This is a genomic window from Xanthomonas dyei, assembly GCF_002939865.1.
Classification (GTDB): domain Bacteria; phylum Pseudomonadota; class Gammaproteobacteria; order Xanthomonadales; family Xanthomonadaceae; genus Xanthomonas; species Xanthomonas dyei.
This window is the reverse complement of sequence record NZ_MDEE01000010.1, coordinates 1-26,077: the sequence shown is the minus strand read 5'-3', so window position 1 is coordinate 26,077 and position 26,077 is coordinate 1. Positions and strand designations below refer to the sequence as shown.

Annotated in this window: 17 protein-coding genes; 11 read left to right on the top strand and 6 right to left on the bottom strand. The window is 64.8% G+C overall.

Features of this window, described 5'->3' with window-relative positions:
- Positions 1–171 precede the first annotated feature (171 nt).
- A complete protein-coding gene (locus tag XdyCFBP7245_RS08905; RefSeq protein ID WP_104615337.1) occupies positions 172–1,545 on the top strand; it encodes a dicarboxylate/amino acid:cation symporter in 1,374 nt (457 codons plus the stop codon).
- A gap of 198 nt (positions 1,546–1,743) precedes the next feature.
- Positions 1,744–4,053, top strand: a complete 2,310-nt coding sequence (locus XdyCFBP7245_RS08900; RefSeq protein WP_104615336.1) for an NADP-dependent malic enzyme — start codon at positions 1,744–1,746, stop codon at positions 4,051–4,053.
- 515 nt (positions 4,054–4,568) lie between these two features.
- Here XdyCFBP7245_RS08900 and XdyCFBP7245_RS08895 read toward each other — a convergent pair.
- Entirely contained in the window at positions 4,569–7,856 is a 3,288-nt protein-coding gene (locus XdyCFBP7245_RS08895) for a GH92 family glycosyl hydrolase (RefSeq protein ID WP_244907792.1), read from the bottom strand.
- A gap of 784 nt (positions 7,857–8,640) precedes the next feature.
- Between XdyCFBP7245_RS08895 and XdyCFBP7245_RS08885 the strand changes: the two genes are divergently transcribed.
- The 3 genes from XdyCFBP7245_RS08885 to XdyCFBP7245_RS08875 are packed head-to-tail and all read left to right on the top strand — an operon-like array spanning position 8,641 to position 11,276.
- The gene (locus tag XdyCFBP7245_RS08885) at positions 8,641–8,838 is read left to right on the top strand and encodes a zinc-finger domain-containing protein (RefSeq protein ID WP_104615422.1); all 198 of its coding nucleotides are present in this window, start codon (positions 8,641–8,643) and stop codon (positions 8,836–8,838) included.
- Positions 8,839–8,848: 10 nt separating this feature from the next.
- Positions 8,849–9,961: a glycosyltransferase gene (locus tag XdyCFBP7245_RS08880; RefSeq protein WP_104615334.1), complete on the top strand. Its 1,113-nt coding sequence runs from the start codon at positions 8,849–8,851 to the stop codon at positions 9,959–9,961.
- Positions 9,942–11,276: an O-antigen ligase family protein gene (locus XdyCFBP7245_RS08875; RefSeq protein ID WP_104615333.1), complete on the top strand. Its 1,335-nt coding sequence runs from the start codon at positions 9,942–9,944 to the stop codon at positions 11,274–11,276. Before XdyCFBP7245_RS08880 ends, XdyCFBP7245_RS08875 begins: the two co-directional genes overlap by 20 nt.
- 190 nt (positions 11,277–11,466) lie before the next feature.
- Here XdyCFBP7245_RS08875 and XdyCFBP7245_RS08870 read toward each other — a convergent pair whose 3' ends face one another.
- Positions 11,467–12,387, bottom strand: a complete 921-nt coding sequence (locus XdyCFBP7245_RS08870) for an LpxL/LpxP family Kdo(2)-lipid IV(A) lauroyl/palmitoleoyl acyltransferase (protein ID WP_104615332.1) — start codon at positions 12,385–12,387, stop codon at positions 11,467–11,469.
- Between the two features lie 76 nt (positions 12,388–12,463).
- Between XdyCFBP7245_RS08870 and waaA the strand changes: the two genes are divergently transcribed.
- Positions 12,464–13,780, top strand: coding sequence for a lipid IV(A) 3-deoxy-D-manno-octulosonic acid transferase (gene waaA / locus XdyCFBP7245_RS08865; RefSeq protein ID WP_104615421.1), 1,317 nt, complete (start codon positions 12,464–12,466; stop codon positions 13,778–13,780).
- A gap of 366 nt (positions 13,781–14,146) precedes the next feature.
- Here the strand turns inward: waaA and XdyCFBP7245_RS08860 are convergent, their stop codons facing one another.
- The 3 genes from XdyCFBP7245_RS08860 to XdyCFBP7245_RS08850 form a co-directional block, all read right to left on the bottom strand.
- Entirely contained in the window at positions 14,147–15,529 is a 1,383-nt protein-coding gene (locus XdyCFBP7245_RS08860) for a TolC family outer membrane protein (protein ID WP_104615331.1), read from the bottom strand.
- Positions 15,530–15,549: 20 nt separating this feature from the next.
- The gene (locus tag XdyCFBP7245_RS08855) at positions 15,550–16,206 is read right to left on the bottom strand and encodes a protein-L-isoaspartate O-methyltransferase family protein (RefSeq protein ID WP_104615420.1); all 657 of its coding nucleotides are present in this window, start codon (positions 16,204–16,206) and stop codon (positions 15,550–15,552) included.
- Positions 16,207–16,334: 128 nt separating this feature from the next.
- Positions 16,335–16,988 (bottom strand): TetR/AcrR family transcriptional regulator, encoded by a 654-nt coding sequence (locus tag XdyCFBP7245_RS08850; protein WP_104615330.1) that lies wholly within the window; start codon positions 16,986–16,988, stop codon positions 16,335–16,337.
- Between the two features lie 332 nt (positions 16,989–17,320).
- On the opposite strand from XdyCFBP7245_RS08850, the gene XdyCFBP7245_RS08845 reads away from it, so the two are divergent.
- A complete protein-coding gene (locus tag XdyCFBP7245_RS08845) occupies positions 17,321–20,323 on the top strand; it encodes a ligand-binding sensor domain-containing diguanylate cyclase (RefSeq protein WP_104615419.1) in 3,003 nt (1,000 codons plus the stop codon).
- Positions 20,324–20,410: 87 nt separating this feature from the next.
- On the opposite strand, the gene XdyCFBP7245_RS08840 is transcribed toward XdyCFBP7245_RS08845, so the two are convergent.
- Positions 20,411–21,295 carry a LysR family transcriptional regulator gene (locus tag XdyCFBP7245_RS08840; protein WP_104615329.1) on the bottom strand — a complete coding sequence of 295 codons (885 nt, stop codon included), beginning with the start codon at positions 21,293–21,295 and terminating at the stop codon, positions 20,411–20,413.
- 122 nt (positions 21,296–21,417) lie between these two features.
- Between XdyCFBP7245_RS08840 and leuC the strand changes: the two genes are divergently transcribed.
- The 4 genes from leuC (at position 21,418) to leuB (ending at position 25,470) form a co-directional block, all read left to right on the top strand.
- Positions 21,418–22,863, top strand: a complete 1,446-nt coding sequence (leuC, locus tag XdyCFBP7245_RS08835; protein WP_104615328.1) for a 3-isopropylmalate dehydratase large subunit — start codon at positions 21,418–21,420, stop codon at positions 22,861–22,863.
- Between the two features lie 66 nt (positions 22,864–22,929).
- Entirely contained in the window at positions 22,930–23,577 is a 648-nt protein-coding gene (leuD, locus tag XdyCFBP7245_RS08830; protein WP_104615327.1) for a 3-isopropylmalate dehydratase small subunit, read from the top strand.
- Between the two features lie 32 nt (positions 23,578–23,609).
- Entirely contained in the window at positions 23,610–24,359 is a 750-nt protein-coding gene (locus tag XdyCFBP7245_RS08825) for a class I SAM-dependent methyltransferase (RefSeq protein WP_104615418.1), read from the top strand.
- A gap of 37 nt (positions 24,360–24,396) precedes the next feature.
- On the top strand, positions 24,397–25,470 hold the full coding sequence (gene leuB, locus XdyCFBP7245_RS08820; protein ID WP_104615326.1) for a 3-isopropylmalate dehydrogenase: 1,074 nt from the start codon (positions 24,397–24,399) through the stop codon (positions 25,468–25,470).
- The last annotated feature ends 607 nt before the right edge of the window (positions 25,471–26,077 follow it).

Genomic DNA, 26,077 nt, shown 5'->3' with positions numbered 1-26,077 from the left:
GCGTTAAATGGAATTAACGGCCGGTGGCGGCGCGGCTGAAGTGTAAGGCGAGGTTCAGCTCACCGACAGTGCGTAGTACCAATGGGTTATCGGCCCGGCCTGTGACGTGCGCCCAGAATGCCTGCACCGGGTGCCTGCTCAGGCACCCTCCAGTTCCTTCGGAGTGGTGTCATGCACATCAGCAAGCCTGCCGGCCCGGTGCCGGCGCCCGTGCCCTTCTACCGCCAGCTGTATTTCCAGGTGGTGGTGGCCATCGTCCTCGGCGCCCTGTTGGGCCACTTCGAGCCGGCTTTCGCCGAAAGCCTCAAGCCGCTGGGCGACGCCTTCATCAAGCTGGTGAAGATGATCATCGCCCCGGTGATCTTCCTGACCATCGTCACCGGCATTGCCGGCATGACCCACCTCAAGACGGTGGGCCGAGTGTTCGGCAAGGCGATGGTCTACTTCCTGTTCTTCTCCACGCTGGCACTGGTGGTGGGCCTGATCGTGGCGCACGTGGTGCAGCCCGGCGCCGGCATGAACATCAATCCGGCCGATCTGGACCAGAGCGCGGTCAAGAGTTATGTCGAGAAGTCGCACGACCTGACCCTGGTCGGGTTCCTGATGGACATCATTCCCAACTCGCTGATCGGCGCCTTCACCGGCGACCAGGTCGTCAACGGCAAGCTGGCCGGGCCCAACATCCTGCAGGTGCTGTTCGTGGCCGTGCTGTTCGGCGTCTCACTGGCGCTGGTGGGCGAGCGCGGCAAGCCGGTGTTGCACTTTCTGGAAGCGCTGATCGCGCCGGTGTTCAAGCTGGTGCACATCCTGATGCGCGCCGCGCCGCTCGGTGCGTTCGGCGCGATCGCCTTCACCATCGGCAAGTACGGGGTGGAATCGCTAGTCAACCTGGCCTGGCTGGTGGGCTCGTTTTACCTGACCTCGCTGTTGTTCGTGCTGGTGATCCTGGGTCTGGTGTGTCGTCTGTGCGGTTTTTCGGTGCTCAAGCTGATCCGCTACCTCAAGGCCGAGTTGCTGCTGGTGCTGGGCACCTCCTCGTCGGAGTCGGCGTTGCCGTCGCTGATGGAAAAGATGGAGAAGGCCGGCTGCGAAAAGTCGGTGGTGGGCCTGGTGGTGCCGACCGGCTATTCGTTCAATCTGGACGGCACCAATATCTACATGACCCTGGCGGCGCTGTTCATTGCCCAGGCCACCAACACCGAGCTGACCCTCGGTCATCAGATCGCGTTGCTGGCGGTGGCGATGCTCAGCTCCAAGGGCGCGGCCGGCGTCACCGGTGCCGGCTTCATCACCCTGGCCGCCACCTTGGCCGTGGTGCCGGAAGTGCCGGTGGCCGGCATGGCGCTGATCCTGGGCGTGGACCGCTTCATGAGCGAGTGCCGCTCGCTGACCAACTTCATCGGCAATGCAGTGGCCACGGTGGTGGTGTCGCGCTGGGAAAATGCGCTGGACCGCGACCAGCTGAAGCTGGCGCTGGATGGCGGCGAGCCGCCGCTGCAGGCGCCGGTCGGACAGCCGGGCACCGCGCCGGCCAGCCTGCGCTGATGTTTCCTACGGCCCTGTATTCCGTCGGTCATGCTGGCGGGATGCAGGGCCGTTCTGCGTTGACCGCAAGCGCGGCCGCAGCGCAAGACGCGCCGCAGCATGCAATCTCCCTGCCGCGCTGACAGCTGCGCGACAGGCCCTTGTTCAGGCAGGAGGGTAGAATTCAGCTTTCCTGCGCCTTCGAGACTCACACAGCCGATGTCCAACGACGACTTCAAACAGGCCGCCCTCGACTATCACCGCCAGCAGCCGGCCGGCAAGATCAAGGTCACCGCGACCAAGCCGATGCTGACCCAGCGCGATCTGTCGCTGGCGTATTCGCCGGGCGTGGCCTTCGCCTGTGAGGCGATCGTCGAAGAACCCACCCAGGCCAGCGAACTCACCGCGCGCGGCAATCTGGTGGCGGTCATCACCAACGGCACCGCCGTGCTGGGCCTGGGCAACATCGGCCCGCTGGCGTCCAAGCCGGTGATGGAAGGCAAGGGCGTGCTGTTCCAGAAGTTCGCCGGCATCGATGTGTTCGACATCGAAATCAACGAGAACGACCCGGACAAGCTGGTGGACATCATCGCCAGCCTGGAGCCGACCTTCGGCGGCATCAACCTGGAAGACATCAAGGCGCCGGAGTGCTTCATCGTCGAGCGCAAGCTGCGCGAGCGCATGAACATCCCGGTGTTCCATGACGACCAGCACGGCACCGCGATCATCGTTGGCGCCGCGGTGCTCAACGCGCTGGTGGTCACCGGCAAGAAGATCGAAGAGGTCAAGCTGGCCACCACCGGCATGGGCGCGGCCGGTATTTCCTGCGTCAACATGCTGGTCTCGCTGGGCCTGAAGCCTGAGAACATTCTGGCGCTGGACCGCGATGGCGTGATCCACACCGGCCGCACCGATCTGGATCCGGACAAGCAGCGCTACGCCCGCGATACCGACAAGCGCACCCTGGCCGAAATCGTCGAAGGTGCGGATATTTTCCTGGGCCTGTCGGCGGCCGGCATCCTCAAGCCGGAAATGGTCGCCACGATGGCGCGCCAGCCGGTGATCTTCGCGCTGGCCAATCCCAACCCGGAGATCACCCCGGAAGCGGCCAAGGCAGTGCGTCCGGATTGCATCATCGGCACCGGCCGCTCGGACTATCCGAACCAGATCAACAACGTGCTGTGTTTCCCGTATCTGTTCCGCGGCGCACTGGACGTGGGTGCCACCGGTATCAACGAAGAGATGAAGATCGCCTGCGTCAAGGCGATTGCGGCGATGGCGCGCCGCGAGGCCTCCGACCTGGGCGCGGCCTATGGCGGCGAGACCCCGAGCTTCGGTCCGGAGTATCTGATTCCGCGTCCGCTGGACCCGCGTCTACTGGTGGAGCTGTCGTCGGCGGTTGCGCAGGCGGCGATGGAGTCGGGCGTGGCCACGCGCCCGATCGCCGACATGGAAGCCTACCGCGACAAGCTCGGCCAGTTCGTCTACCGCACCAGCCTGATGATGAAGCCGGTCTACGACCGCGCGCGCGCCGACAAGCAGCGCGTGGTGTATGCCGAAGGCGAAGAAGAAGTGGTGTTGCGTGCGGTGCAGAACGTGGTCGACGAAGGCCTGGCCTTCCCGATCCTGATCGGCCGCCCGGACGTGATCGAAGCGCGTATCGAACGCATGGGCCTGCGCCTGACCGCCGGGGTGGACTTCGAGATCACCAATATTCTCGACGACCCTCGCTTCAACGAATACTGGCAGTACTACCACGCGCTCACCGAACGTCGCGGCGTCACCGTCACTGCTGCCAAGGAGCTGATGCGCTCACGCCCGACCCTGATCGCCGCGGTGATGGTGGCGCGCGGCGAAGCCGATGCGATGCTGTCCGGCGTGGTGGGGCGCTTCCACAAGAAGCTGGGCTACGCCCGCAGCGTGATCCCGCTGGAGCCGCGCGTGAGTTCCACCTCGGCGATGACCGGAGTGATCAACCAGCTGGGCGTGTTCTTCTTCCTGGACACGCACGTGCAGGAAGACCCCACTGTCGAACAGGTGGTCGAAGCCACCCTGCAGGCCGCCTATCGCCTCAAGTTGTTCGGTATCGAACCCAACATCGCGCTGCTGTCGCACTCCAACTTCGGCAGCCACGACTCGCGCGACGCGCTGAAGATGCGCCATGTGCGCGAGGCGCTGCTCAAGCGCAAGCCCGAGCTCAACATCGACGGCGAAATGCAGGGCGACACCGCCTGGGACGAAGCGCTGCGCAAGCAGATCATGCCCAACAGCACCTTGAAGGGCCGCGCCAACCTGTTCGTGCTGCCGAATCTGGAAGCGGCCAATATCGCCTACAACCTGGTGCGCGTGTTCACCGACGGCGTAGCGATCGGCCCGATCCTGATGGGTATCTCCAAGCCGGTGCACATCCTCACCACCAGCGCCACCTCGCGCCGGGTGATGAACATGACCGCGATCGCGGCGGTGGATGCGCAGATCCGCAGGCAACGCGATGCAGAAAAAGCGGCGGCTGAAAAGGGCAACGCTTGAGTTGATGCGGTAACGAGTGGGTTGTGCTGGTAAGCATTCGATCGACAGGGCAATGGTTGATCGAGTGTTGGTAGTCGGCCGCAAGGCGACGGCTATCGACGTGCTAGCAATCAGCCGACGAGGCAATGGCTGAGCGACGTGCCAACAGTCGGCCGAAAAGGGGCAGTTGATCTGAAGTGCCAGCAGTCAGCCGACAAGGAGCCGTTGATCCGAAGTGGTAGCAGTCAGCCGACAAAGAGCAGTTGATCCGAAGTGGCAAGCGCTCGGTCGACAGGGTAACGACGGAACCCTGTCGAGAACCTTGTTGCTACAAGGCATCGAGCCGCTCAGCACCCAGTGCGCAGTCACTGCCTGAAAGCCCCTCTCCCCTCGGGAGAGGGGTTGGGGTGAGGGGACGATCCACCCTCAGCAGCGAATCAGCGTTGCAACCCACTGAAACGCTGATCAACGACGCAAGCAACAACGCTAGCGATCCCGCATCACTCAAAAACGATCACGCCAGCAAGCATCCCCTCTCACCGCGCATCCGGCGCAGCACCCAACACCTCGATTTCCGCCAGCTGCGCACGCGCGGGCAGCGCCAGCCGCAGCCGATACTGCGCATACGCGCCAGGCGTCGCAATCCGAAACGGGCGCGTCTGTAACGGCCACTGAAAGCGCTCGTCGCTGCGCTGATCGACCATGCGCCACGCACCACCTGCTGTGCGTGCTTCCAACGTCCAGCCAGCTGCAGCAATCGCCGCACTGCCATTGGTCAAGGTGTACAGCGTCGCCGTGCCAGCTTCCAGCCCACTCAGCGTCAACGTCGACACGGCCGATAGCGCACTGACCGTGCCTGCATCGTCATCATGCAGCGCCGCGATATCGCGGCCATCGTCCAACGCAATGCGTGCGGTGGCACCCAGCAGATCGTGCAGCGGAGCAGGGCGCTGCCCCGCTGGCGTCAATGACGGCGGCACATCGTTCGGCCCGCTCCCCCAGCGCGATGGCGTGGGGCCCATCACGAACTCCAGCGTCGCGCCCTTGGCGATGTCCGCATGCGCCAACCAGGTCTTGTGCCACGGCTTGCCGTTGAGCTTGAGCGATTGCACATAAACATTTTGCGGCGAGTTCTGCGGCGCATTGACGACCAGCGTGCCGCCATCGGGCAAGCGCACCTTTGCATGCTTGAACAGCGGCGAGCCGATCACATACTCCGGCGTGCCCATGCGCAACGGGTACAGCCCCAGCGCTGCGAACAGATACCACGCCGACATCTCGCCGTTGTCTTCATCGCCGGCATAGCCCTGGCCGATCTCGCTCCCCAGATACAGGCGCGACAGGATCTCGCGCGTCAGTTGCTGGGTTTTCCACGGCTGGCCAGCGAACAGATACATCCACGGAATATGGTGCGCGGTCTGGTTGCTGTGCGCATACATGCCCATGCGCACGTCGCGCGCCTCGGTCATCTCGTGGATGGTGTCGCCGTAAGAGCCGGCGAATTTCGCCTCGGCGGTTTCCGGGGTGGCAAAGAAAGTATCCAGTTTTGCCGCCAATGCGGCACGCCCGCCATAGAGCGAGGCCAACCCTTCGCCATCGTGCGGCGCGGTAAACGCGAACGTCCAGCCGCTGGATTCGGTGTAGTCATTGCCCCAAACGCGCGGGTCGTAGTGCGCCGCATCCACACGCCAGCGCCCCTCCGCGTTTCGCCCCTGAAAAAACCCGATTGCCGGATCGAATAGTGCCGAATACCCGGCCGCACGCTGGCGGAAATACATCGCCTCGGTCGCATAGCGCTCGCGCATGTGCGCGTTGGTCGCCTGTCTGGCTAATGCATCGGCCATGTTGGCGATGCCGAAGTCGTTGAGCGCGCCTTCCATCGACCACGACATGCCTTCGTGCGTGTCGGTATCGGCGTAGCCGCGGAAGGTTGAACGCGCCGTGCCTTTGCGGCCTACGTGACGATCCGGCGCCACCACGGTGGCGTTCTTGAGCGCAGCGGCGTACGCCTCTGCCGGGTCGAAGCCCTGCACGCCCTTGAGCCAGGCATCGGCAAACGCCACGTCCGAACTGGTACCGACCATCAGGTCGGCGTAGCCCGGCGAAGACCAACGCGCAATCCATCCCCCCGCACGCGCTTGCTCGATAAAGCCCTGCACAAAGGTTCCGGCAGCGTCGGGCGCAAACAGCGCATACGCCGGCCACGCGGTGCGAAAGGTGTCCCACAGTCCATTGTTGACGTAGACCCGGCCATCGCGGATCGGCGCAAAACTGCGCACCGCGCTACCGTCGATGTTGTCGTCCGACCAGCTGTTCTGGCTTGCGTAACGCCAGTCGGGTGCGTCTGCATTCCCTGCGTTTTCATGCGCGGAGTTCGGGTACAGATGCAGCCGATACAGATTGGAATACAGCGTGGTCTTCTGGTCGGCAGTCGCATCGGGCACATCGAACCGCCCCAGCAACGCATCCCACGCCTCCTGCGCCTGCGCGGCGATCTGCTCGAACGACGCGTGCGGTGCGATTTCCAATGCCAGGTTGTGTCTGGCCTGTTCCAGCGAGATCAACGAGGTGGCGATGCGCATCTGCACCTGACGCGCGTCGCCTGCATCGAACTTGATCCACCCGGTGGGCCGCCCGGTATCGATGCGGCCGCTAGACGTCCACGGCCGATCGAAGCTCGCATATACATACATGCGTGTCGCACCGGTCGACAGCCCGCTGCGCACATCGGTGTAACCGGACAGCGTCTGCGTCGCGGCATCCAGACGCAGCCCGCCACGCGCATCCACATTGTCGAACAGCAGATTGGCATCGCCGTGATCCGGGAAACGAAAGCGGAACAGCGCGGCGTGGTCGGTCGGTGCGATCTCGGCGTGCAGGCCATTGTCGAACTGCACTGCGTAGCGGTACGGGCGCGCCACTTCATTGGCATGCGAAAACGCCAGCGCACGCTTGCCGCGATCGGCTTCGGGCACACCCGCGCCGAGCGAGGGCATGACTTGAAAGGTCTGCCGGTCGCCCATCCACGGACTGGGTTGATGACTCAGCGCCAGCGCCTGCAGGCGTGGCCGGTTATCGGCATCGTTCTGCTCGTTCCAGCGGTACAGCCAGGTCAGCGTTCCCGCATCGGTCACCGGCGTCCAGAAGTTGAACCCATGCGGCACCGCCGTCGCCGGGAAATTGTTGCCGCGCGAAAACGTGCCATTGGATTGCGTACCCCGCGTGGTCAATACCCAATCCGAGGGGCGTGTCGGCGTCGGCAGCGGCACATCGCCCAGCGCGATGTCGTCGATCCAGCCGGCAGCGGCTGCGCCCGCAGGCGGCGCGAGCTCCAGCTCGATCGCCCGCACGCGTCGCCCGCGCAGGCCGGCCACATCGCCTAACCGTACTTGCTTGCGTGCCCACTGCTGCAGGTACAAGGTCTTCGACTGCCCTTGCGCACGCGCGCCTATCGCCACGCCATGCTGGTCGTGCGCCTGGCTCGCCGACAACCGCGTGCCATCGTCGAAGACCAGATCCAGCGACACATAGGTCGAGGCAACATGATCGTTGCCGACGCTTTCGGGAAGCACCATCCACGACAGCGTGGTGTCCGTACCGACCGCGATATCGGTGCTGAACAGACGGATGCGGTGGTGTGCGCCGGCAAGGCTGTAGCGCAAGGTATGGGTGCCGCTGTAGCCCGCATCTGGCTTGGCGGCGAAGGGGGCGTTGGGGCCGGTGCCGACAGTCACGCTGAGGCGCTGTGTCGCATCCGTGGCCGGCGCAGGTTCTCCGCGCTCAAACGAGGTGAAGAACGCGGGTGGCGTGTCTGCCTGGGCCATCAGCGGCGTCAAAACGAAGAGCGATGCGAGCAGGCTGGCGTGTGCAATGACGGATCGAATCACGTTAGGCGGGTCCTGAACGAGAGTGCCGCGACGGGCGGGTGCGGCGGAAGCGGGATGGATGCATGGTCAACTGCGGCGCTCGCGCCATCACCGAAGACACCGCGCCCCGATGCTGGTCAAAGATGCCCGGACAGGCAAGCGAGCGGGGCCAGATCCCTGCACGCCTCGCTGCCATCGGGTGCGCTGCCTTCGGGTGCGCTTGAGCAAGGCCGCGTCCTGCAGGAATTCCTTCCGCACGCGTCGCTGTCGGACAGGGCTCCGGTGTGATATGTCTGCAGTGGTCACGGTCGGATTTTGTATGACGATCCAGGCGTCGACGATCAAGAAGGCGATTGAAACGGAGCTGGCACAATGATGTGGTCGATGGGTTTCAGGAGCGCCGTGATAGCGGCCAGCATGCTGCTGTCGGGCTGCGCGAGTGACGATTGGCAGACGGCGGGCGCCTCGTCTCCGCCTGCCGATTGTCTGGTGGGCAACGACGATGGCCCAGTGGCGCCGGCCGGCGCAACGGGTGCACGCAGCCAGCGCGACGCACGCTGTGATCCCACCAGGCAAGCGCAGTCCACCGGCATGCCTGCCGATCCGATCAAGCCGAACTTCGGCAAGCGGCAGGAGTGAGGCGCCGAGCGGCGGGCTGCGGCATCGATCGGCGCCGCAGCCGCTCTTGCAACGTCTAGCGCTGCTAGAATGCTGCCCGTTCCCCCCGCCTGCGATGTACGCCATGAGCCAGACCGCCACCGCGCCCGCCAATGCCGAAAAGCGTTACACCGTGCAGCGGACAGACCTGCCGCTGAGCTGCCCGACGCCGCAGATGGCGCTGTGGAACTCGCATCCGCGCGTGTATCTGCCGATCGAAGACGAACCCAACGGCGAAGCCAAGTGCCCGTATTGCGGCTCGCTGTTCGTACTCGCCGACTGATCCTGGCTGCATGCACCGCCTGACCGTGGTGCAATTGCTGCCGGCGCTGCAGTCCGGCGGCGTGGAACGCTCCACCCTGGAAGTGACTGCTGCGCTGGTGCGCGCCGGCCATCGCGCCGTGGTCGTATCGGCTGGCGGGCGCCTGGTCCCGCAGTTGCTCGAAGCCGGCGGTGAACACCTCACCCTGGATATCGGCCGCAAGTCGCTGCTGACCCTGCGTCACGTGGTCGGCCTGCGCCGTCTGTTTACCGAACTCGATGCCGACATCGTACACGCGCGTTCGCGGCTGCCGGCCTGGCTGGGGTGGTACGCGCTGCGCGGTATGCCCGCAGCCACACGCCCGCGCTTGGTCACCACCGTGCATGGGCTCAATTCGCCAAGCCGCTACAGCGCGGTCATGACCTATGGCGAACGCGTCATCTGCGTCTCGCAGACCGTGCGCGACTATGTCTGCACGCACTATCCGCAGACCGATCCGGCGCATCTGCGCACGATTCCGCGTGGCGTCGACATCGCGCAGTTTCCGCGCCGCTTGCGACCGGATCGGCGCGCACGCAGCTGGGCCCAGACCCTCTTGCCTGGGCTGCCTGCCGACGCACCGCTGCTGCTGCTGCCGGGGCGCGGCACGCGCTTGAAGGGCCATGCCGATGGTCTGCAACTGCTGGCCGATGTGCGCGCTGCCGGCGTGCCGGCCTGGCTGTGGCTGCCGGGTGCGCGCGAACCCGGGCGCGAGGCGTATGTGCGCGAGCTGGAAGCCGAAGCAGCGCGGTTGGGGGTGGCCGAGGCGGTCGCCTTTACCGAGCCCACCACGCGCATTGCCGACGCCTATGCCGCCAGCGATCTGGTGCTGCAGCTGTCGCGCAAGCCGGAAGCCTTCGGCCGTACCGTGGTCGAGGCCTTGTCGGTGGGCCGGCCGGTCCTGGGCTGGCAGCATGGCGGCGTTGGCGAATTGCTTGCCGAGCTGCAGCCCGGCGGCGCGGTGCCGGCCTTCGATGCCGATGCACTGCGCGCTCAGGCACTGCAGCTTCTGCAGCAGCCGCCAACACCGCCGGCGGTTCTCCCCTATACGTTGCAGGCCATGCAATCGGCCACCTTGAAGGTCTATGACGAACTCCGCCGCTGACGTTCCAATAAGCGCGCCCGCATTGACGCCCGATGCCGGGCGCTGGGCGCCGCTATGGGTGCTCCTGTTTGTCGCGCTGTGGCCCACGCCCGGCTTGGCCGAAACGGTGCTGTCGCTGGGCGCGTTGTTCGCGGCGTATCGCTTGCTGCAGGCACGTTTTCGCGGTGGCACACGCCTGCTCAGCGGTGCGGCCTGGGCGCTGACCAGTGTGTTGTTCTTTGCGTACTGGCTGCCGCAGATGCTGTCCGCGTTCGATGCGATGGATGTCGGTCGCGCGCTGCGCAAGTCGGCCACCGACCTGCGCTATCTGCCTTTCATGTGGCTGTGCGCGATCGCGGTGGCCAATGCGCAGCGGCGACGCCGTACCTTCATCGGCCTTGCGGTGATCGGCGGGGTGTGGACGCTGGACGCGCTGTTGCAGGCCGTCATCGGTAGCAGCCCATTGTTCTTCGCGCTGGATCAAGTCAAGCAGCTGATCAGCGGCCACGGGCTGTGCACGCCGCAGGAGCTGGCGCTGGCCGACCGCCTCAGCGGCGTGCTGGGGCCGTGCAATCTCAAGTTCGGGCAGACCCTGGCCAGCCTGTCGCCCTTTCTGTTGCTGGCGCTGGGGCGGCGCAATGTCTGGGCCTGGGCGGGCGCGGCGGCGGCAGTCGGCGTGGTGCTGGTGTTGGCGGGGTCGCGCGCCTCGTGGATCACTTACGGCGTCATCGTGCTGCTGTCCGGCTGGCAACTGTTGGGCGGCCGGCGCCTGCTGGTGGTGGCGGTGGCTGGCGTGCTGCTGGCTGGTGGCGTGGTGGCGGTGGCACCGCAGGCGCGTGAGCGTATCCAGCGCACCACCCTGGCATTTGGCAATGGCGAACAGGGCGTGGACCAGGCCTTGTCCGGGCGCGGCCAGATCTGGGGCGCAGCGCTGTGCATGATCCGTGCGCATCCGCTCAATGGGGTGGGCGCACGCGGGTTTCGACAGGCATATCCAGCCTGCAATCCGGCCCCTGCACAGGCGCCGGCCTGGGGCGATGGCCCGGCCTTCCACGCGCATCAGATCGTGCTGGAAATCCTGGCCGAAACCGGTGTGATCGGCTTGCTGCTATGGCTGGCCGGTGCGGCGCAGGCGTGGCGCGCGTGGCGCTATTCAAGTGTTGCCGCGCGCGAGCAGGCGCGGCCGGCGATGATCGCGCTGGTGGCCACCGTCTTCCCGCTTAATACCCATCTGGCGTTCTATTCCAGCTTCTGGGGCGGCTTGAGTCTGATGCTGGCCGGGTTGTATGCCGGCGCGTTGCTCAACGACGACGCGGATCAGCCGCCGTCGCGATAGGTGTGGCGCTCAAGACGATTGCGCTCAGCGGTAGATCGACACGGCAGCCGAGGATCACCTGTCCACTGCGGTTGCGTGCGCGACATGCGCACTCATTCCTACGCCCACTCGTGACGGACTCCTGGCTGGTCTTGTAAACCAAGGCAGTCATCTGCGAATGCATGCGTGACGCAGCTGCGCTGCATCTACATCACCGATAGAAATCGCTGCGTCCACCCGGCTGACGCTTGAAGCGGCGATGGATCCACAGGTATTGATCCGGCGCTTCGCGCACCATGTCCTCGATCGCCGCATTGACCTGCGTGGTATCGGCGATCACATCCTCCGACGGAATGCCTGCCAGCGGCGGCGCAATCTTGAGGATATAGCGGCCACCTTCGCGGCGATGGAAATACGGCACCACCGCGCAACCGGTCAGCCGCGCCAGCTGATGGGTGGCCGTGATGGTGGAGGCCGGGTGCCCGAAGAACGGCACGAACACGGTGTCCTTGCCGCGCATGTCCTGGTCCGGCGCGTACCACAGAAAACCGCCGCGCTTGAGGTGCTTGATGGTGGCGCGCAGATCCTCGTTGGCGAACATGTGCGTGGCATAGCGCAAGCGGCCGCGCTTGACCGCCCATTCGAACACCGGGTTTCGGTGCTTGCGGTACATGCCGGCCAGCGGTATGTGGTCGCATAGTAGCCGCCCGCACATTTCCAGCGTCATGAAGTGGCCGGACACCAGCAGCACGCCGCGCTTTTGGTCCTGCAGCTGCTGCAGGTGTTCCAGGCCTTCGATCTGCACGCCTGGACGAATGGCGTCGATGCTGCCCCACCACGCACGCGCGAATTCGAACAGGCCCACGCCCAGCGCGTCGAAACTATCGCGCAGCAGTCGCGCTCGCCACGCATCGTCCTGCTCGGGAAAGCACAGCTTGAGGTTGACCTCGGCAGCGCGCCGACGCGTGCCCGCCACGCGCATCGCGATCCAGCCCACGCCACGGCCCACCGCGCGTTGCAGCGTCCAGGGCAGGCGCCCGGCCAGTACCATCACCGCAAGGCCCAGGTACATGGGCCAATGCTTTGGGTTGCGCAGGGAGGGGCGGACGGCGACGTTGGCGGACTCGGACATGCACCAATTCTAAGGGATCGTGCGCATCGGGCAGCGTGCACATGCGCACGTGCAGGCGCTCCCGTATCCTGCACGCATGCGGAAAGACCCGATCGAATGGCTGTTGCGCGGGCTGTACTCGGCGCTGCTCTACCTGTTGTTGCCGGTCACGGTGTACCACCTGGTGTGGCGCGGTTTCCGCGTGCGCGAATACTTCAACCGCTGGAACGAGCGCTATGCGTCGTACACGCATGCCTGCGGCCGCCCACGGGTGTGGGTGCATGCGGTGTCGGTGGGCGAGGTCAATGCCGCCGCGCCGCTGGTCAACGCCTTGCGTGCGCAACGCCCGGATATCCGCTGGGTCATCACCACCATCACGCCCACCGGTTCCGAGCGCGTACGCGCGGTGTGGGGCGATGCGGTCGACCATGTGTATCTGCCGTACGACGTGCCCGGCAGCGTGGGTCGGTTTCTGGAGCATTTTCGCCCGCGCCTGGCGTTGATCCTGGAAACCGAGCTATGGCCGAACATGTTGTTCGGCTGCCGCGACCGCCAGATTCCGCTGTACATCCTCAACGCACGCTTGTCGGCGCGTTCGCTACGCGGCTACCGCGTGCTGGCGCCATTGATCAGCCGCGCACTGCGCACGGTGACCTGCGTGGCGGCGCAGTCGCAGGACGATGCGGAGCGCTTCATCACCCTTGGCGCGCGTCCAGACCAGGTGGTGGCGCTGGGCAATCTCAAATTCGATATCGCCGCGCCCGACCAATTGCACGCCCTGGTCGCGCAGTTCCGCACCCATGTGCCGGCAACCCGGCCGGTATGGATTGCCGCCAGCACGCATGAAGGCGAAGAAGCGGCGGTGGCCGAGATCCATGCGCAGTTGCTGACCCGGTTTCCCGATCTGCTGCTGCTGTGGGCACCACGCCATCCCGAGCGCTTTCCAAAGGTCGAGGCGTTGGCACGCGATCGTGGCTGGCGCGTGGGCACACGCAAGGCACAGCAGTGGCCACAGGCGCGCGATACGGTCTTCGTCATCGATACCTTGGGCGAGCTGATGAGTTTTTATGCATGCGCGCAGGTCGCTTTCGTCGGCGGTAGCCTGCAGCCGATCGGCGGGCACAATCTGCTCGAACCTGCGGCAGTCGGTACACCTGCGGTCACCGGCCCGCATCTGCATAATTTTTCGGAAATCTCGCGACGCATGCGCGAGGCCGATGCGGTGACCATCTGCGAAGATGCCGACAGCGTGTATCACAATCTTGCGCGTCTGCTCGGCGAACCAGCCCAGCGTGAGGCGATGGCTACCGCAGGGTTGGCGCTGGTCGCCAACGGCAAGGGCGCGGTCGCCCGCACGCTGGTGCAGATCGCGCCTGATTTGCCGCCGGTGGTTGGGGATGGTGTGGCGTCTTGAAAGATCTCACCGCGTGCGTGCTGCATCATTGCAGAGAACCTATTGCAGGCATTCCAAGTCACGTCATCAACCAGACAGGGTGTGGGTTGCTTTGAGAAGAGCTACGCACACCGACCATCTTGATTGCTCCTTGGCCCGCCCACCATCGCCGGACACGCCGCAAGTACGCCCGTGTAGGCGTTTACGCGGCATCTATGCCGCGCACGGTCCCGCGACGGTGGGCGGGCAAGGGCCCTCCATCCAAGCGGCAGATCATCCGCTGATGCGGCAGTCATCGCAGGTATAGCACGCAGCCAGGTACGCGCTTGCATCTGACATGAAAAAGGCGGGCCTTCGCCCGCCTTTTTAGTGACCTATCCGCTCCCATTACTGCAGCGAGCCGCTGCCCTGCAGCTTGGCTTCGGCATCCTGCGACAGCAGGCGATTCACATCCTGCAGGTCGGTGATGTCGAGCTTGCCGATGGCCTGGCCGAGCAGCAGGCGATTCTGCAGGAAGGTGTAGCGCGACTGCGCGTAGTTCAACTGCGCCTGGAACAAGGTGCGCTGGTTCTGCACCACGTCCAGCACGGTCCGCGTACCGACTTCCAGGCCAACCTGCGAGGCATCGTAGGCGGCCTGCGCGGAAACCACTGCAAGCCGACGCGCTTCTACTTCGCTGATACCGGCCACCACGGTCTGATAGGCATTGCGCGTATTGCGGTCCAACGCGCGCTTCTGCTGCTCGTAGGTGTCCTGCTGGATATCGCGACGCGATAGCGCCTGACGCACGGCCGACTGCGTTGCGCCGCCAGCAAAGATCGGGATCGACAAGGTGATGCCGATCGAATCAGTGTCGATATTGCGATTGTCGGTCGTGAAGTTTCCTGCCGTCGTATCGATTTCGCTGCCTCCGCCCCAGCTATTGGTGCGGCCCATGCTGCCTGACAGATTGAGCGTCGGGTAATGGCCAGCACGCGCGGCATTGACCTGTGCCTCGGCTGCACTGACCTGCAGCTGCTGCGCCTTCAACGCCGGGTTGTCGGCGATGGCGGTGGACACCAGCTGATCGACATTGCTGTAAGCCGCCGGGACTTCCGGGCGGAAGTCTTCCGGCAGTGCGCGCAGGCCGACCACCGGTTGACCGGTGAGTTCGGTCAATGCCTGATAGTAATCCTTCAAGGTATTACGTGCGTTGATGGTGTCGGCACGCGCTTGGTCGTACTGGGCACGTGCCTCGTGTACGTCGGTGATCGGTGCTAGGCCCACTTCCAGACGCTTGTCGGCGTAGTCGAACTGCTTCTTGGCGGCTGCTTCATTGGTTTCTGCTGCGGCCAGCGACTCGATGCCCACCAAGACCTGGAAGTATGCAGCTGAAGTGCGCGTGATCAGGTCGTTGTTCGCCGATTCCAGGGTGAAATCTGCCGCCTTGGCGACGTCGCGTTGCGCACGAACATTGGCGAACTGCGCCCAGTTGAAAATGGTCTGGCTACCCTGGATCGCGTACTGGCGTTGTTTGGTCGTGGAGCGACCTGGGACGCCTTCCAATTCGCGATGCGATTGGGTGAAACCGGCCGAGCCGTCCAGCTGCGGCAACAACGCCGCACGCGCCTGCACCTGTCCCTCCCGATTCACCAGCCGCGTGGACTCGGCCACGGCCAGCTGCGGGTCGCCGTTGCGGGCCATTTCGTAGACCTGCAGCAGGTCGGTGGCGTGCGCGGCCATCGGTGACAGGGCGGCGGCCAGGGCCAGGGCGAGGGATCGGCGGATCATCGGGGAAGCTTCCTTGGGAATCAGAATTGGAATCGGGGCGTCGGTGCGGCGCCCTGGAGATAGGCGAGGTCGGTTTCGAACAACGATTCGATGCGCGGGGCGTTGACGTCGCCACGTACCAGGACCGCTTCCATCACCGGTGCGTGACCGCGCACCACAAACAGCCGGCCGTTCGGGCGCAACCACTGCAGCCACTGGGTCGGCAGCGTATCGACCGCGCCGGTCACGCAGATGGCATCGAAGCGACGCTCGCTCTGCCAGCCGAACACGTCGGCAGTTTCGATACGGACATTGCTGCCCAGACCGGTTGCATCCAGGTTGGCGTGCGCGGCGGCGGCCAGTACCGGGTCGATCTCCAGGCTGACCACTTCGCGCGCGAGTGCGGCCAGGCAGGCGGTGGAAAACCCGGTGCCGGTGCCGATTTCCAGCACGTCTTCGCCCGGCTGCAGATCCAGCGCCTGCAACATGCGGCCTTCGACTACCGGCTTCATCATCTTGTCGCCGGCCGACAGCGGAATTTCCACGTCGACATAGGCCAGAGTCTTGTAGGCGTCCGGCACGAAGGCTTCGCGCGGCAGGCGCGCCAGCACGTCGAGCACGCGCAGGTCCAGCACGTCCCACGGCCGGATCTGCTGTTCGACCATCTTTTCGCGGGCCTGGGTGAAATCAATCGTCATGGTGCGGTTATCCAACGCGGTGGGGCGAACATGTTACCGGTGCACGGGGCAACTGGCGCATCTAGCATCGCTGCGTGCCGGCCGCTGGCGCAGTGCCGGAAGTCATCGCCACCAAAGGCCGGGGGCGATCAACGGGGCACATACGCCCTCAAAAAGAAGTCCACGCTGGATTGAATGTGCTCATCCACCTGCGCGCGGGTGGGCTGGCCGTGCAGGCCGCACATCATCAGAGCATACAGTTCGCCCTTGAGCAGGCAGAAGAATTGCGAGGCGGCGCGTGCCAGATCGGCGATGTCGAGCTGGCCGTCGGCCACGCGCGCCGACAAAAAATCCGCCAATGCCAGTTGGGTCCGCTTGGGGCCGGCTTCCCAGAACATTTCGCGCACATGCACATCGCCGGTGCCGGGCGCCATCATCATGCGGTGGGTGGAAATGGCCGATTCGGTGCTGACCATGGCAAAGAACGCGTGCGCGATTTCGATCAACTGGTCGCGCAGCGCGCCCTCAGGGGCGTGATCGAACAGGTCGTCCGGCATCATCTGCTGACATTGCGCGCGGATCGCCTCGGAAAACAGGCTCTCTTTGTCGCCAAAGTGGCTGTAGACGGTGAGCTTGGAGACGCCGGCCTTGGCGGCAATGCCATCCATGCTGACTCCGGCATAGCCTTGCTCCATAAAGAGCGCGCGGGCAGCACCCAGGATGGCGGCACGTTTCCCAAGATCCTTGGGACGCCCGGGGCCGTTGCTCTTGGCCTTGGACTTGAGGGAGGGCGAGCTGGACATACGGTCAATACTAGACCATCGGGTTCTATATTTATACTCGACGGCCTGAACGCATCAGTGCGCCGGTGCTTTCGCTGGTCGAGCCTGGGCGCAACCGAGGCAACGGGCTACGCCGCAGCGAAGCGACGACACCGATGGCGCAATGCCCCAACGCCATGTCGATGATGATGGCCGTTCATTGTTTCAGTTGAATGCTCCCGGTGTCATGGTTGGCCCGGCAGCTGTGGGGAATCCACCTAGGGCGGCCTGAAAACCCCGGTGATAGATTGCCGCAGGCCTGCCGATACATACCGGCACGCATGGTCAACGGCACGGACGAGGGGACGGAGAACGTGGACAGGGTCGGGGCGCAAGCGCATGCACGCTGCGTTCGCAGTGCACGTGTGCTGCGGGCGGCCCTTGTGTGGCTGTGGTTTGGGCTGTGCTGCTGGGTCTTGGGCACGCCCGCGGCTGGCGCGCAGGCGCTCGATCACACTGCATATCACACCGTCACGCGCTGGAACATGGACGACGGCCTGCCGCATAACCTGGTGCACGCCGTGGCCCAGGGCGAAGACGGGCTGATCTGGTTGGGCACCTGGGAGGGCGTGGCGCGCTTCAACGGCCGCGATTTCACCGTGTACGACCGCCAGAACACGCCGGGCGCCGAATTGGGTGGTGTGTTCGTGGTGGTGCGCGACAGCACCGGCGGCATGTTGTTCGGCACCGCGTTCGACGGGGTCTACCACTATCAGGACGGCCACTGGCAGCAACTGGGCGACGCGACGGCGCGCCATCTGGCGGTCAGCGCCTTGCTGCGTCGTGTCGACGGTGCCTTATGGGTGGGCACGCCGCAGACGCTGTATCGGCTCGAAGCCGATGGGCGCCTGGTCGACGTAGGGCGCCAGGCCGACCTGCCGCGCGCGCGCATCACCGCGTTGTCGGCCGACGACAATGGCGATCTGTGGGTGGGCACCGAGGTTGGCTTGTATCGCCTGCCTCGCAATGGCTCTACTGCCGAGGCATGGGGCAAGACGCATGGCATGCAGGCGGTGCCGGTGCGCCGGCTTGCCAGCGATCGTCAGGGCGGCTTGCTGGTCGCCGGCGATGACGGTGTGTGGTGGTGGAGTCGCGGCGGCGGGCTGCAGCGGTTTCGCCAGGGGCAGCGGGTGGATGCTCTGCTGCTGGATCGGCGCGGGCATCTGTGGATGAGCATGCCCAGCGGCACCTTGGTGGTGCACAGCGGCGCGGGTGTGCCGGACGAGCAGATTTCGATTACCGGCGTCGCCAGCCCGGCACTGCTGGAAGATGCCGAAGGCCTGATCTGGGTCGGCAGCACGCACGGCTTGTTTCGGATTGCCGAAGGCGCCGCGCACGGCGTGACCCATGAGGACGGCCTTGCCTCCGATTACGTACGCACCGTGCTGCAGACCGGCAATGGCACGGTGTGGGTGGGCAGCGCGGTGGGCCTGGACCGCTGGCGCGACGATCAGATCAATCGCATCGCACTGTCGCCGGCCGAAGGTGGCCGGGTACTGGAGCAGTCGGTGTTGTCGCTGGCCGATGCCGGCGACGGCGGGGTCTGGGCCGGTACCTATAGTCAGGGTGTGCTGCGGCTGGATGCGCAAGGCAAGGTGCTGGTGCGCATCGGCGCGGGCGATGGCCTGCCGTCGTTGTCGGTGCGCGCGGTGTTGCCCGATGGCGACGATCTGTGGATCGGCACCACCGGCGGGTTGGTGCGCTGGCGGCATGGCAAGGCGCGCCGCTACAGCGCCGCCGATGGCGTGCCCGACGGCTCGGTGCAGGCGCTGTATCGCGATACGCAGGGCATCGTCTGGATCGGCACCGATCGCGGCATGACCGGGCTGTCGCCGGGCGGCAGCACGCGCGCGTGGCTGGGCGAACAGGACTTCCCCGGGCAGAACGCCTTCGACTTTTTGCGCGATGCCGCTGGCGATCTCTGGATCGCCAGCGATCGCGGCCTGCTGCGCCTGCAGGGCGACCACTTCCGCGTCTACGACCATCGCGTCGGATTACCGCGCGACAAGGTGTTCCGCGTGATCGACGACGGCCGCGGCTACCTGTGGCTGTCCAGCAACCACGGCGTCTTCCGCATCGCGCGCAGCGACTTCGACCAGATCGATGCCGGTACCCGCGAACAATTGAGTGTGGAAGTGGTGGACCGCAGCGATGGCATGCCCAGCAATCAGGGCAACGGCAGCAGCGCACCGGCCGGTTGGCTGACACAGGCCGGGCAGTTGTTGTTTCCCACCTCGGCCGGGCTGGGCGTGATCGATCCGGCGCGTGTCGGCACCTTGCAAGGCCATCGCGTGCCGATCGTGTTCGAGCGCTTGCTGGTCGACTGCATGGTGCAACCGTTGAGCGGCCCGCACCAGCTCGGCGCGGAGACCCGCCGCATTGCAATCACCTATGCCGGCCTGAATTTCCGTGGCCCGGACAAGGTGCGTTACCGCTATCGCCTGGACGGCTTCGACCCGGATTGGGTGGATGCCGACAACGCCACCGAGGCGGTGTACACCAACCTGCCGCCGGGCCGTTTTCGCTTCCGCGTGCAGGCGATGTCGCTGCCGGTGGATTGGCGTCAGACCGCGCTGCTGGGGGAATCCAGTCTGGTCATCGCGTTGGCGCCGCCCTGGTGGCGCCGTGGCGAAGTGATCGCATTGGGCATCCTTGCGCTTGCGAGCCTGGTCTACGGGTTTTATCTGTGGCGCACGGCCAGCTATCGGCGCAGCCAGCGCCAACTCAATACCGTGATCGACAAGCGCACCCGCGAACTGAGCGACAAGAATCTCGCGCTGCAACAGGCCAGCCAGGAGCGCGAAGCCTTGATGCGCCAGCTGGAATACCGCGCCAGCCACGATGTGCTGACCGCATTGCCCAACCGGCGCGAAGCCGAGCGCGTGCTGCAACAGTGGTTCGACGATGCGCGTCGCGGTGGTGCCGCGCTGGCGCTGGCCTTGATGGATATCGACCACTTCAAGCACATCAACGACGAGTACGGCCACGACGTTGGCGATGCGGTATTGAGCGCGCTGGGCGAGGCATTGAGCGACCAGGATCAGGCGCAGTGTTTCGCTGCACGCCATGGCGGCGAAGAGTTTCTGCTGGCCGCCACCGGGCTGGATGCCGCGCATGCGCAGGCGTTGTTCGAGCGCATGCGGCAACGGCTGGCAACAATCGAAGTCGATGCGCAGGGCATCACGGTGCGGTATACCGCCAGCATTGGCATGGCGATGAGCGATGAAGCGCCAACCCGGCGTGAACTGCTCGCGTTGGCAGACCGCCGGCTGTATCAGGCCAAGCGGCAGGGGCGCGATCGATTGGTCGATCGGTAGTGCGATGGCACGCTGGTGCGTTGAAGAAGGCGCAGTGACGCAGGTGCGCGCGTTCCAGGCGCGGGGTGTTGTATCCAATCGTGATGCTCAGGGAGTCTCCGCATCCGCATCCGCCTGCAACAACGCAACAAATGCCTGCGCCGCACGCGATAACGTGCGTCCGCCGTGCGTGACGCATCCCAACTCGCGCGACAGCGCTACATCGGCCAGCGGCAGCGCCACGATCTGATGATCGATCATGCGTTCGGGCAGGACGCTCCAGGCCAGCCCCACCGAGACCAGCATCTTGATCGTCTCCAGATAGTTGGTGGTCATGCGCAGGTGCGGCACCAGGCCGCGCTCGGCAAACAGGCCGGCGACGATGCGATGAGTAAACGTGCCAGGGTCGGGCAGCACCGCCGGATGCGCCACCACATCGTCCAGCGTCACCTTGCGCAATGCGGCCAGCGGGTGGTCGGGCGCTACGACGCATTGCAGGCGGTCGTGCCAGATCGGTTGCGCACGCAGCGGTGCACGCGTGTCCGGCGCCAGCGTGGTCACTGCCAGCTCCACCTCGCCGCGCAGCACCGCCGCGTAGGCCAGTTCCGAATCCAGAAACTGGATATCCAGCGCCGCCTGCGGATGTTGCACGGCAAAGCGGCGCAGCAACACCGGCAACCGGTGCAGGCCGACGTGGTGGCTGGTGGTCAGGCTCAGGCGCCCGCCGACCGACGCGCCCAGGTGCTCCAGCACACGGCGCGTGTCTTCCAGTTCGGCAAGGATGCGTTGGGCGCGCGGCAACAAGGCGTGGCCGGCCTCGGTCAGCACCACCTGGCGGCCCAGGCGGTCGAACAGCCGTGCCGACAATTGCCCTTCCAGCAAGGCGATGCGTTTGCTCACTGCAGGCTGGGTGAGATGCAGCGCCTCGCCGGCCGCCGAAAAGCTGCCGCTGTCAGCAATTGCGACGAACGCGCTGAGACTTGTCAGATCCATGCCATTCCTGAAATTCATTTGTTGAATAAACAATATGAATTTGCGTTATCCAATTCAAGCTCCTAGCATCGAACGCAGCCAGGTGGTGCACCCACCAACCGCCACTCCATCGGATCGCCGCGATGACTGCCACTGCCAAGACCCTGTACGACAAATTGTGGGACCTGCACGAGGTCACCCGCCGCGACGATGGTTCGTCGCTGATCTATATCGACCGCCACATCCTGCATGAAGTGACCTCGCCGCAGGCCTTCGAAGGCCTGCGACTGGCCGGCCGCAAGCCGTGGCGCATCGACGCCAACATCGCCACACCCGACCACAACGTGCCGACCACGCGCGCCGAGCGGCAGGGTGGCCTGGAGTCGATCACTGATGAAGTCTCGCGCCTGCAGGTACAGACCCTGGACGAGAACTGCGACGACTTCGGCATCCTCGAGTTCAAGATGAACGATGCGCGCCAGGGCATCGTGCATGTGGTCGGCCCCGAGCAGGGCGCCACCTTGCCGGGCATGACCGTGGTCTGCGGCGATTCGCACACCTCCACGCATGGCGCGTTCGGCGCGCTGGCGCACGGCATCGGTACCTCCGAGGTCGAGCATGTGCTGGCCACGCAGTGCCTGATCGCCCAGAAGATGAAGAACATGCAGGTGCGTGTCGACGGCACGCTACCGTTCGGCGTGACTGCCAAAGACATTGTGCTGGCGGTGATCGGCAAGATCGGCACGGCGGGCGGCAACGGCCACGCGCTGGAATTTGCCGGCAGCGCGATCGAGGCGTTGTCGATGGAAGGGCGCATGACCATCTGCAACATGTCCATCGAAGCCGGTGCGCGCGTGGGCATGGTGGCGGTGGACGACAAGACGATTTCGTACGTCGAAGGCCGCCCGTTCGCGCCCAAGGGTGCGAACTGGGATGCCGCCGTTGCACTGTGGAAGACGCTGGTCTCCGACCCGGGGGCGCACTTCGACACCGTGGTGGAGATGCGTGCCGAAGACATCAAGCCGCAAGTGAGCTGGGGCACCTCGCCGGAAATGGTGCTGGCGGTGGATCAGCAAATACCTGACCCGGCAGCCGAACAAGACCCGACCAAGCGCGACTCGATCGAGCGCGCGCTCAAATACATGGGCCTGAAGGCCAATCAGTCGATCACCGACATCCGCCTGGATCGGGTCTTCATTGGCTCGTGCACCAACTCGCGCATCGAAGACCTGCGCGCCGCCGCCGCAGTGGCCAAGGGCCGCAAGGTGGCGTCCACGATCAAGCAGGCGCTGGTGGTGCCGGGCTCGGGTCTGGTCAAGGCGCAGGCCGAATCCGAAGGCCTGGACAAGATCTTTCTGGAGGCCGGTTTCGAATGGCGCGAGCCGGGTTGCTCGATGTGTCTGGCGATGAATCCGGACAAGCTCGGCAGCGGCGAGCATTGCGCTTCCACTTCCAATCGCAATTTCGAAGGCCGCCAGGGCGCTGGCGGACGCACCCACCTGGTCAGCCCGGCAATGGCCGCAGCGGCAGCGGTGAGCGGTCATTTTGTCGATGTGCGTGAGCTGCAGGGAATCGAGAATCGGGAATAGGGAATCGCCACGCCCCGTTTCGCTCTGCCTATTCCCTATTTCCCACTCCCAATTCCCGGCCTTTCTATGACTCCTTTTACGCAACACACCGGACTGGTGGCGCCGCTGGATCGCGCCAATGTCGATACCGACCAGATCATTCCAAAGCAATTCCTCAAGTCGATCAAGCGCACCGGCTTCGGTCCGAACCTGTTCGACGAGTGGCGTTATCTGGATATCGGCGAGCCTGGGCGCGATAACAGACAGCGGCCGATCAACCCGGAGTTCGTGCTCAATTTCCCGCGCTATCAAGGCGCCAGCGTGTTGCTGACACGCAAGAATTTCGGCTGCGGCTCCTCACGCGAACATGCGCCTTGGGCGTTGGACGAATATGGGTTTCGCGCGGTGATTGCACCGAGCTTTGCCGACATTTTCTTCAACAACAGTTTCAAGAACGGCCTGCTGCCGATCGTGCTGACCGAAGCAGAAGTCGACGCCTTGTTCGAACAATGCGTTTCCACCGAGGGCTATCAACTCACCGTGGATCTGGCCGCACAACGCGTGCGCCGCCCCGATGGCGTGGAGTACAGCTTCGAGGTCGATGCATTCCGCAAACACTGCCTGCTAAACGGGCTGGACGACATCGGCCTGACCTTGCAGGACGCCGACGCAATCGGCCGCTTCGAACAAGGCCATCGCGCGCGCCAACCGTGGTTGTTCGGCGCGCTGCAGTGAACGCGATTGCCAACACCGCCGGTACGGGAGCGCTGGGCGAACATGTTGCTGCGCAGTTCGGGCCGCAGGCGTACGCGTATCTGCATAGCGAGGTGCATGCGCAAGGCGCCGAGTTCGCCGAGCTCCGCGCTGGTCTGGCGGGTCATCGCGAAGGGCGATTGCTCGACCTTGGCTGCGGTGCCGGGCATGTGAGTTTCCAGCTGGCGCCGCTGATGGCCGAGGTGGTGGCCTACGATTTGTCTACCGATATGCTCACCATCGTGGCGGCCACCGCTGCCGAGCGTGGGCTGACGCAGGTGCGCACTGTGCAAGGTGTTGCCGAGCGCTTGCCGTTCGAGACCGGCAGCCTGGATGCAGTGGTCAGCCGCTACTCGGCGCATCACTGGAGCGACGTGGGACAGGCGCTGCGCGAGGTGCGGCGCGTATTGCGTCCCGGCGGCGTTGCCGCCTTTATCGATGTGGTCGCGCCGGGGTTGCCATTGCTGGACACGCACCTGCAGGCCATCGAGGTATTGCGCGACACCAGTCATGTGCGCGACTACAGTGTTGCGCAGTGGTTGCAGATGCTGGGCGATGCCGGTTTGCAGGTGCAGCGTCATCATTGCCAACGGCTACAGCTGGACTATCTGAGCTGGGTCGACCGCATGCGCACGCCTGAGGTATTGCGCGTAGCCATTCGCGCCTTGCAGGACGCGGCGGTAGACGAGGTGCGCGATTACTTTCAGATTGCAGCCGATGGCTCCTTCAGCAGCGACGTGCTGGTGGTCTGGGCAGCACGTTGATTTTCAGGGCGCTACGGCGCCAACTCACGAGGATTGCATGAGCAAGCAGATTTTGATTCTTCCTGGCGACGGCATCGGCCCGGAGATCATGGCCGAAGCGGTCAAGGTGTTGACGCGGATCGACGCACAACATGGCCTGGGTTTCAGCCTGGTGTACGACGAACTGGGTGGCGCGGCCTACGACAAGTACGGCAGCCCGCTCGCCGATGAAACGCTGGAGCGTGCGCGCGCTGCCGACGCGGTGCTGCTGGGCGCAGTGGGTGGGCCGCAATGGGACAGCATCGATCCTTCGCTGCGCCCGGAACGTGGGTTGCTCAAGATCCGCTCGCAGCTGGGTTTGTTCGCCAACTTGCGTCCGGCGTTGTTGTATCCGCAGTTGGCCGATGCCTCCACGCTCAAGCCGGAAGTCGTTGCGGGACTGGATCTGCTGATCCTGCGCGAGCTCACCGGCGGCATCTACTTTGGCCAGCCGCGCGGCACTCGCACGCTGGACAATGGCGAACGTCAGGCCTACGACACCTTGCCCTACAGCGAAAGCGAGATTCGTCGCATCGCCAAGGCCGGCTTCGAGATGGCGCGGTTGCGCGGCAAGAAGCTGTGCTCGGTCGACAAGGCCAACGTGTTGGCCTCCAGCCAGTTATGGCGTGCGGTGGTGGAAGAAGTGGCCAAGGATTATCCGGACATTGCGTTGTCGCATATGTACGTAGACAACGCGGCCATGCAATTGGTGCGCGCGCCCAAGCAGTTCGATGTGATCGTGACCGACAACATGTTCGGCGACATTCTGTCCGACCAGGCGTCGATGCTTACCGGCTCCATCGGCATGCTGCCATCTGCCTCGCTGGATGCCAACAGCAAGGGCATGTACGAGCCCTGCCACGGCTCGGCGCCGGATATCGCAGGGCAGGGCATCGCCAATCCGCTGGCCACCATCCTGTCGGTGGCAATGATGCTGCGCTACACCTTCGCGCAGGCTGCCGCTGCGGATGCGATCGAGAAGGCCGTCGGCAAGGTGCTCGACCAGGGCCTGCGCACCGCCGACATCTGGTCAGAAGGCACCACCAAGGTTGGCACGGTCGCGATGGGTGATGCGGTGGTGGCTGCGCTGTAACAGCGCTCGCTTCCCCGAGGCGTCGTGGCTGTACTGGTGGCTATCGTTCTTCTGACGATAGCCACTTTCGTTTGGTTGACCGATTCGTGATCACATCATTCGAGCGAGGCGCTGGCATGAAATCGGCGGATGTCGTGCGCAGTACTGGTCGTTATGCGGGGTCGGTCGGTGGCGCAGCGCCGCATCCGGCGTCGGGACACGCCGTGAATCCATCCCTGGAGGCTCGGGGGCGGCATCCATGCCGCCACACGGTCCCGCCCCCGGAGGCGGCACCACGCTCCCAGCATTGCTACTGCTGATCGGCAAGCAATGCGTCAATCACGTGTTGATGCCTGTGGACTCCGTGGCCGATGTAATCGGCAAGCCATCCATCTGCTGTCACGCCGCCAGGAATGGACGCATGGAAAAGTGCAGCTCATCTGGCTGTTCACATTTCTTTCCGCAACCGATAGCAACCGGTGGTGCTTGCGCGGGTGCCGGCGTGGGACCTTACGCAGCATGGATGCTGCGTAAGCGCCTTATCTGTTCGGAATCTGGCAGTTTAGGTGTCGAGAGCCGGCGTGGGCTGCCGTCAGAGCCTGGATCTCAGCGATCGCCATGTAGTTTG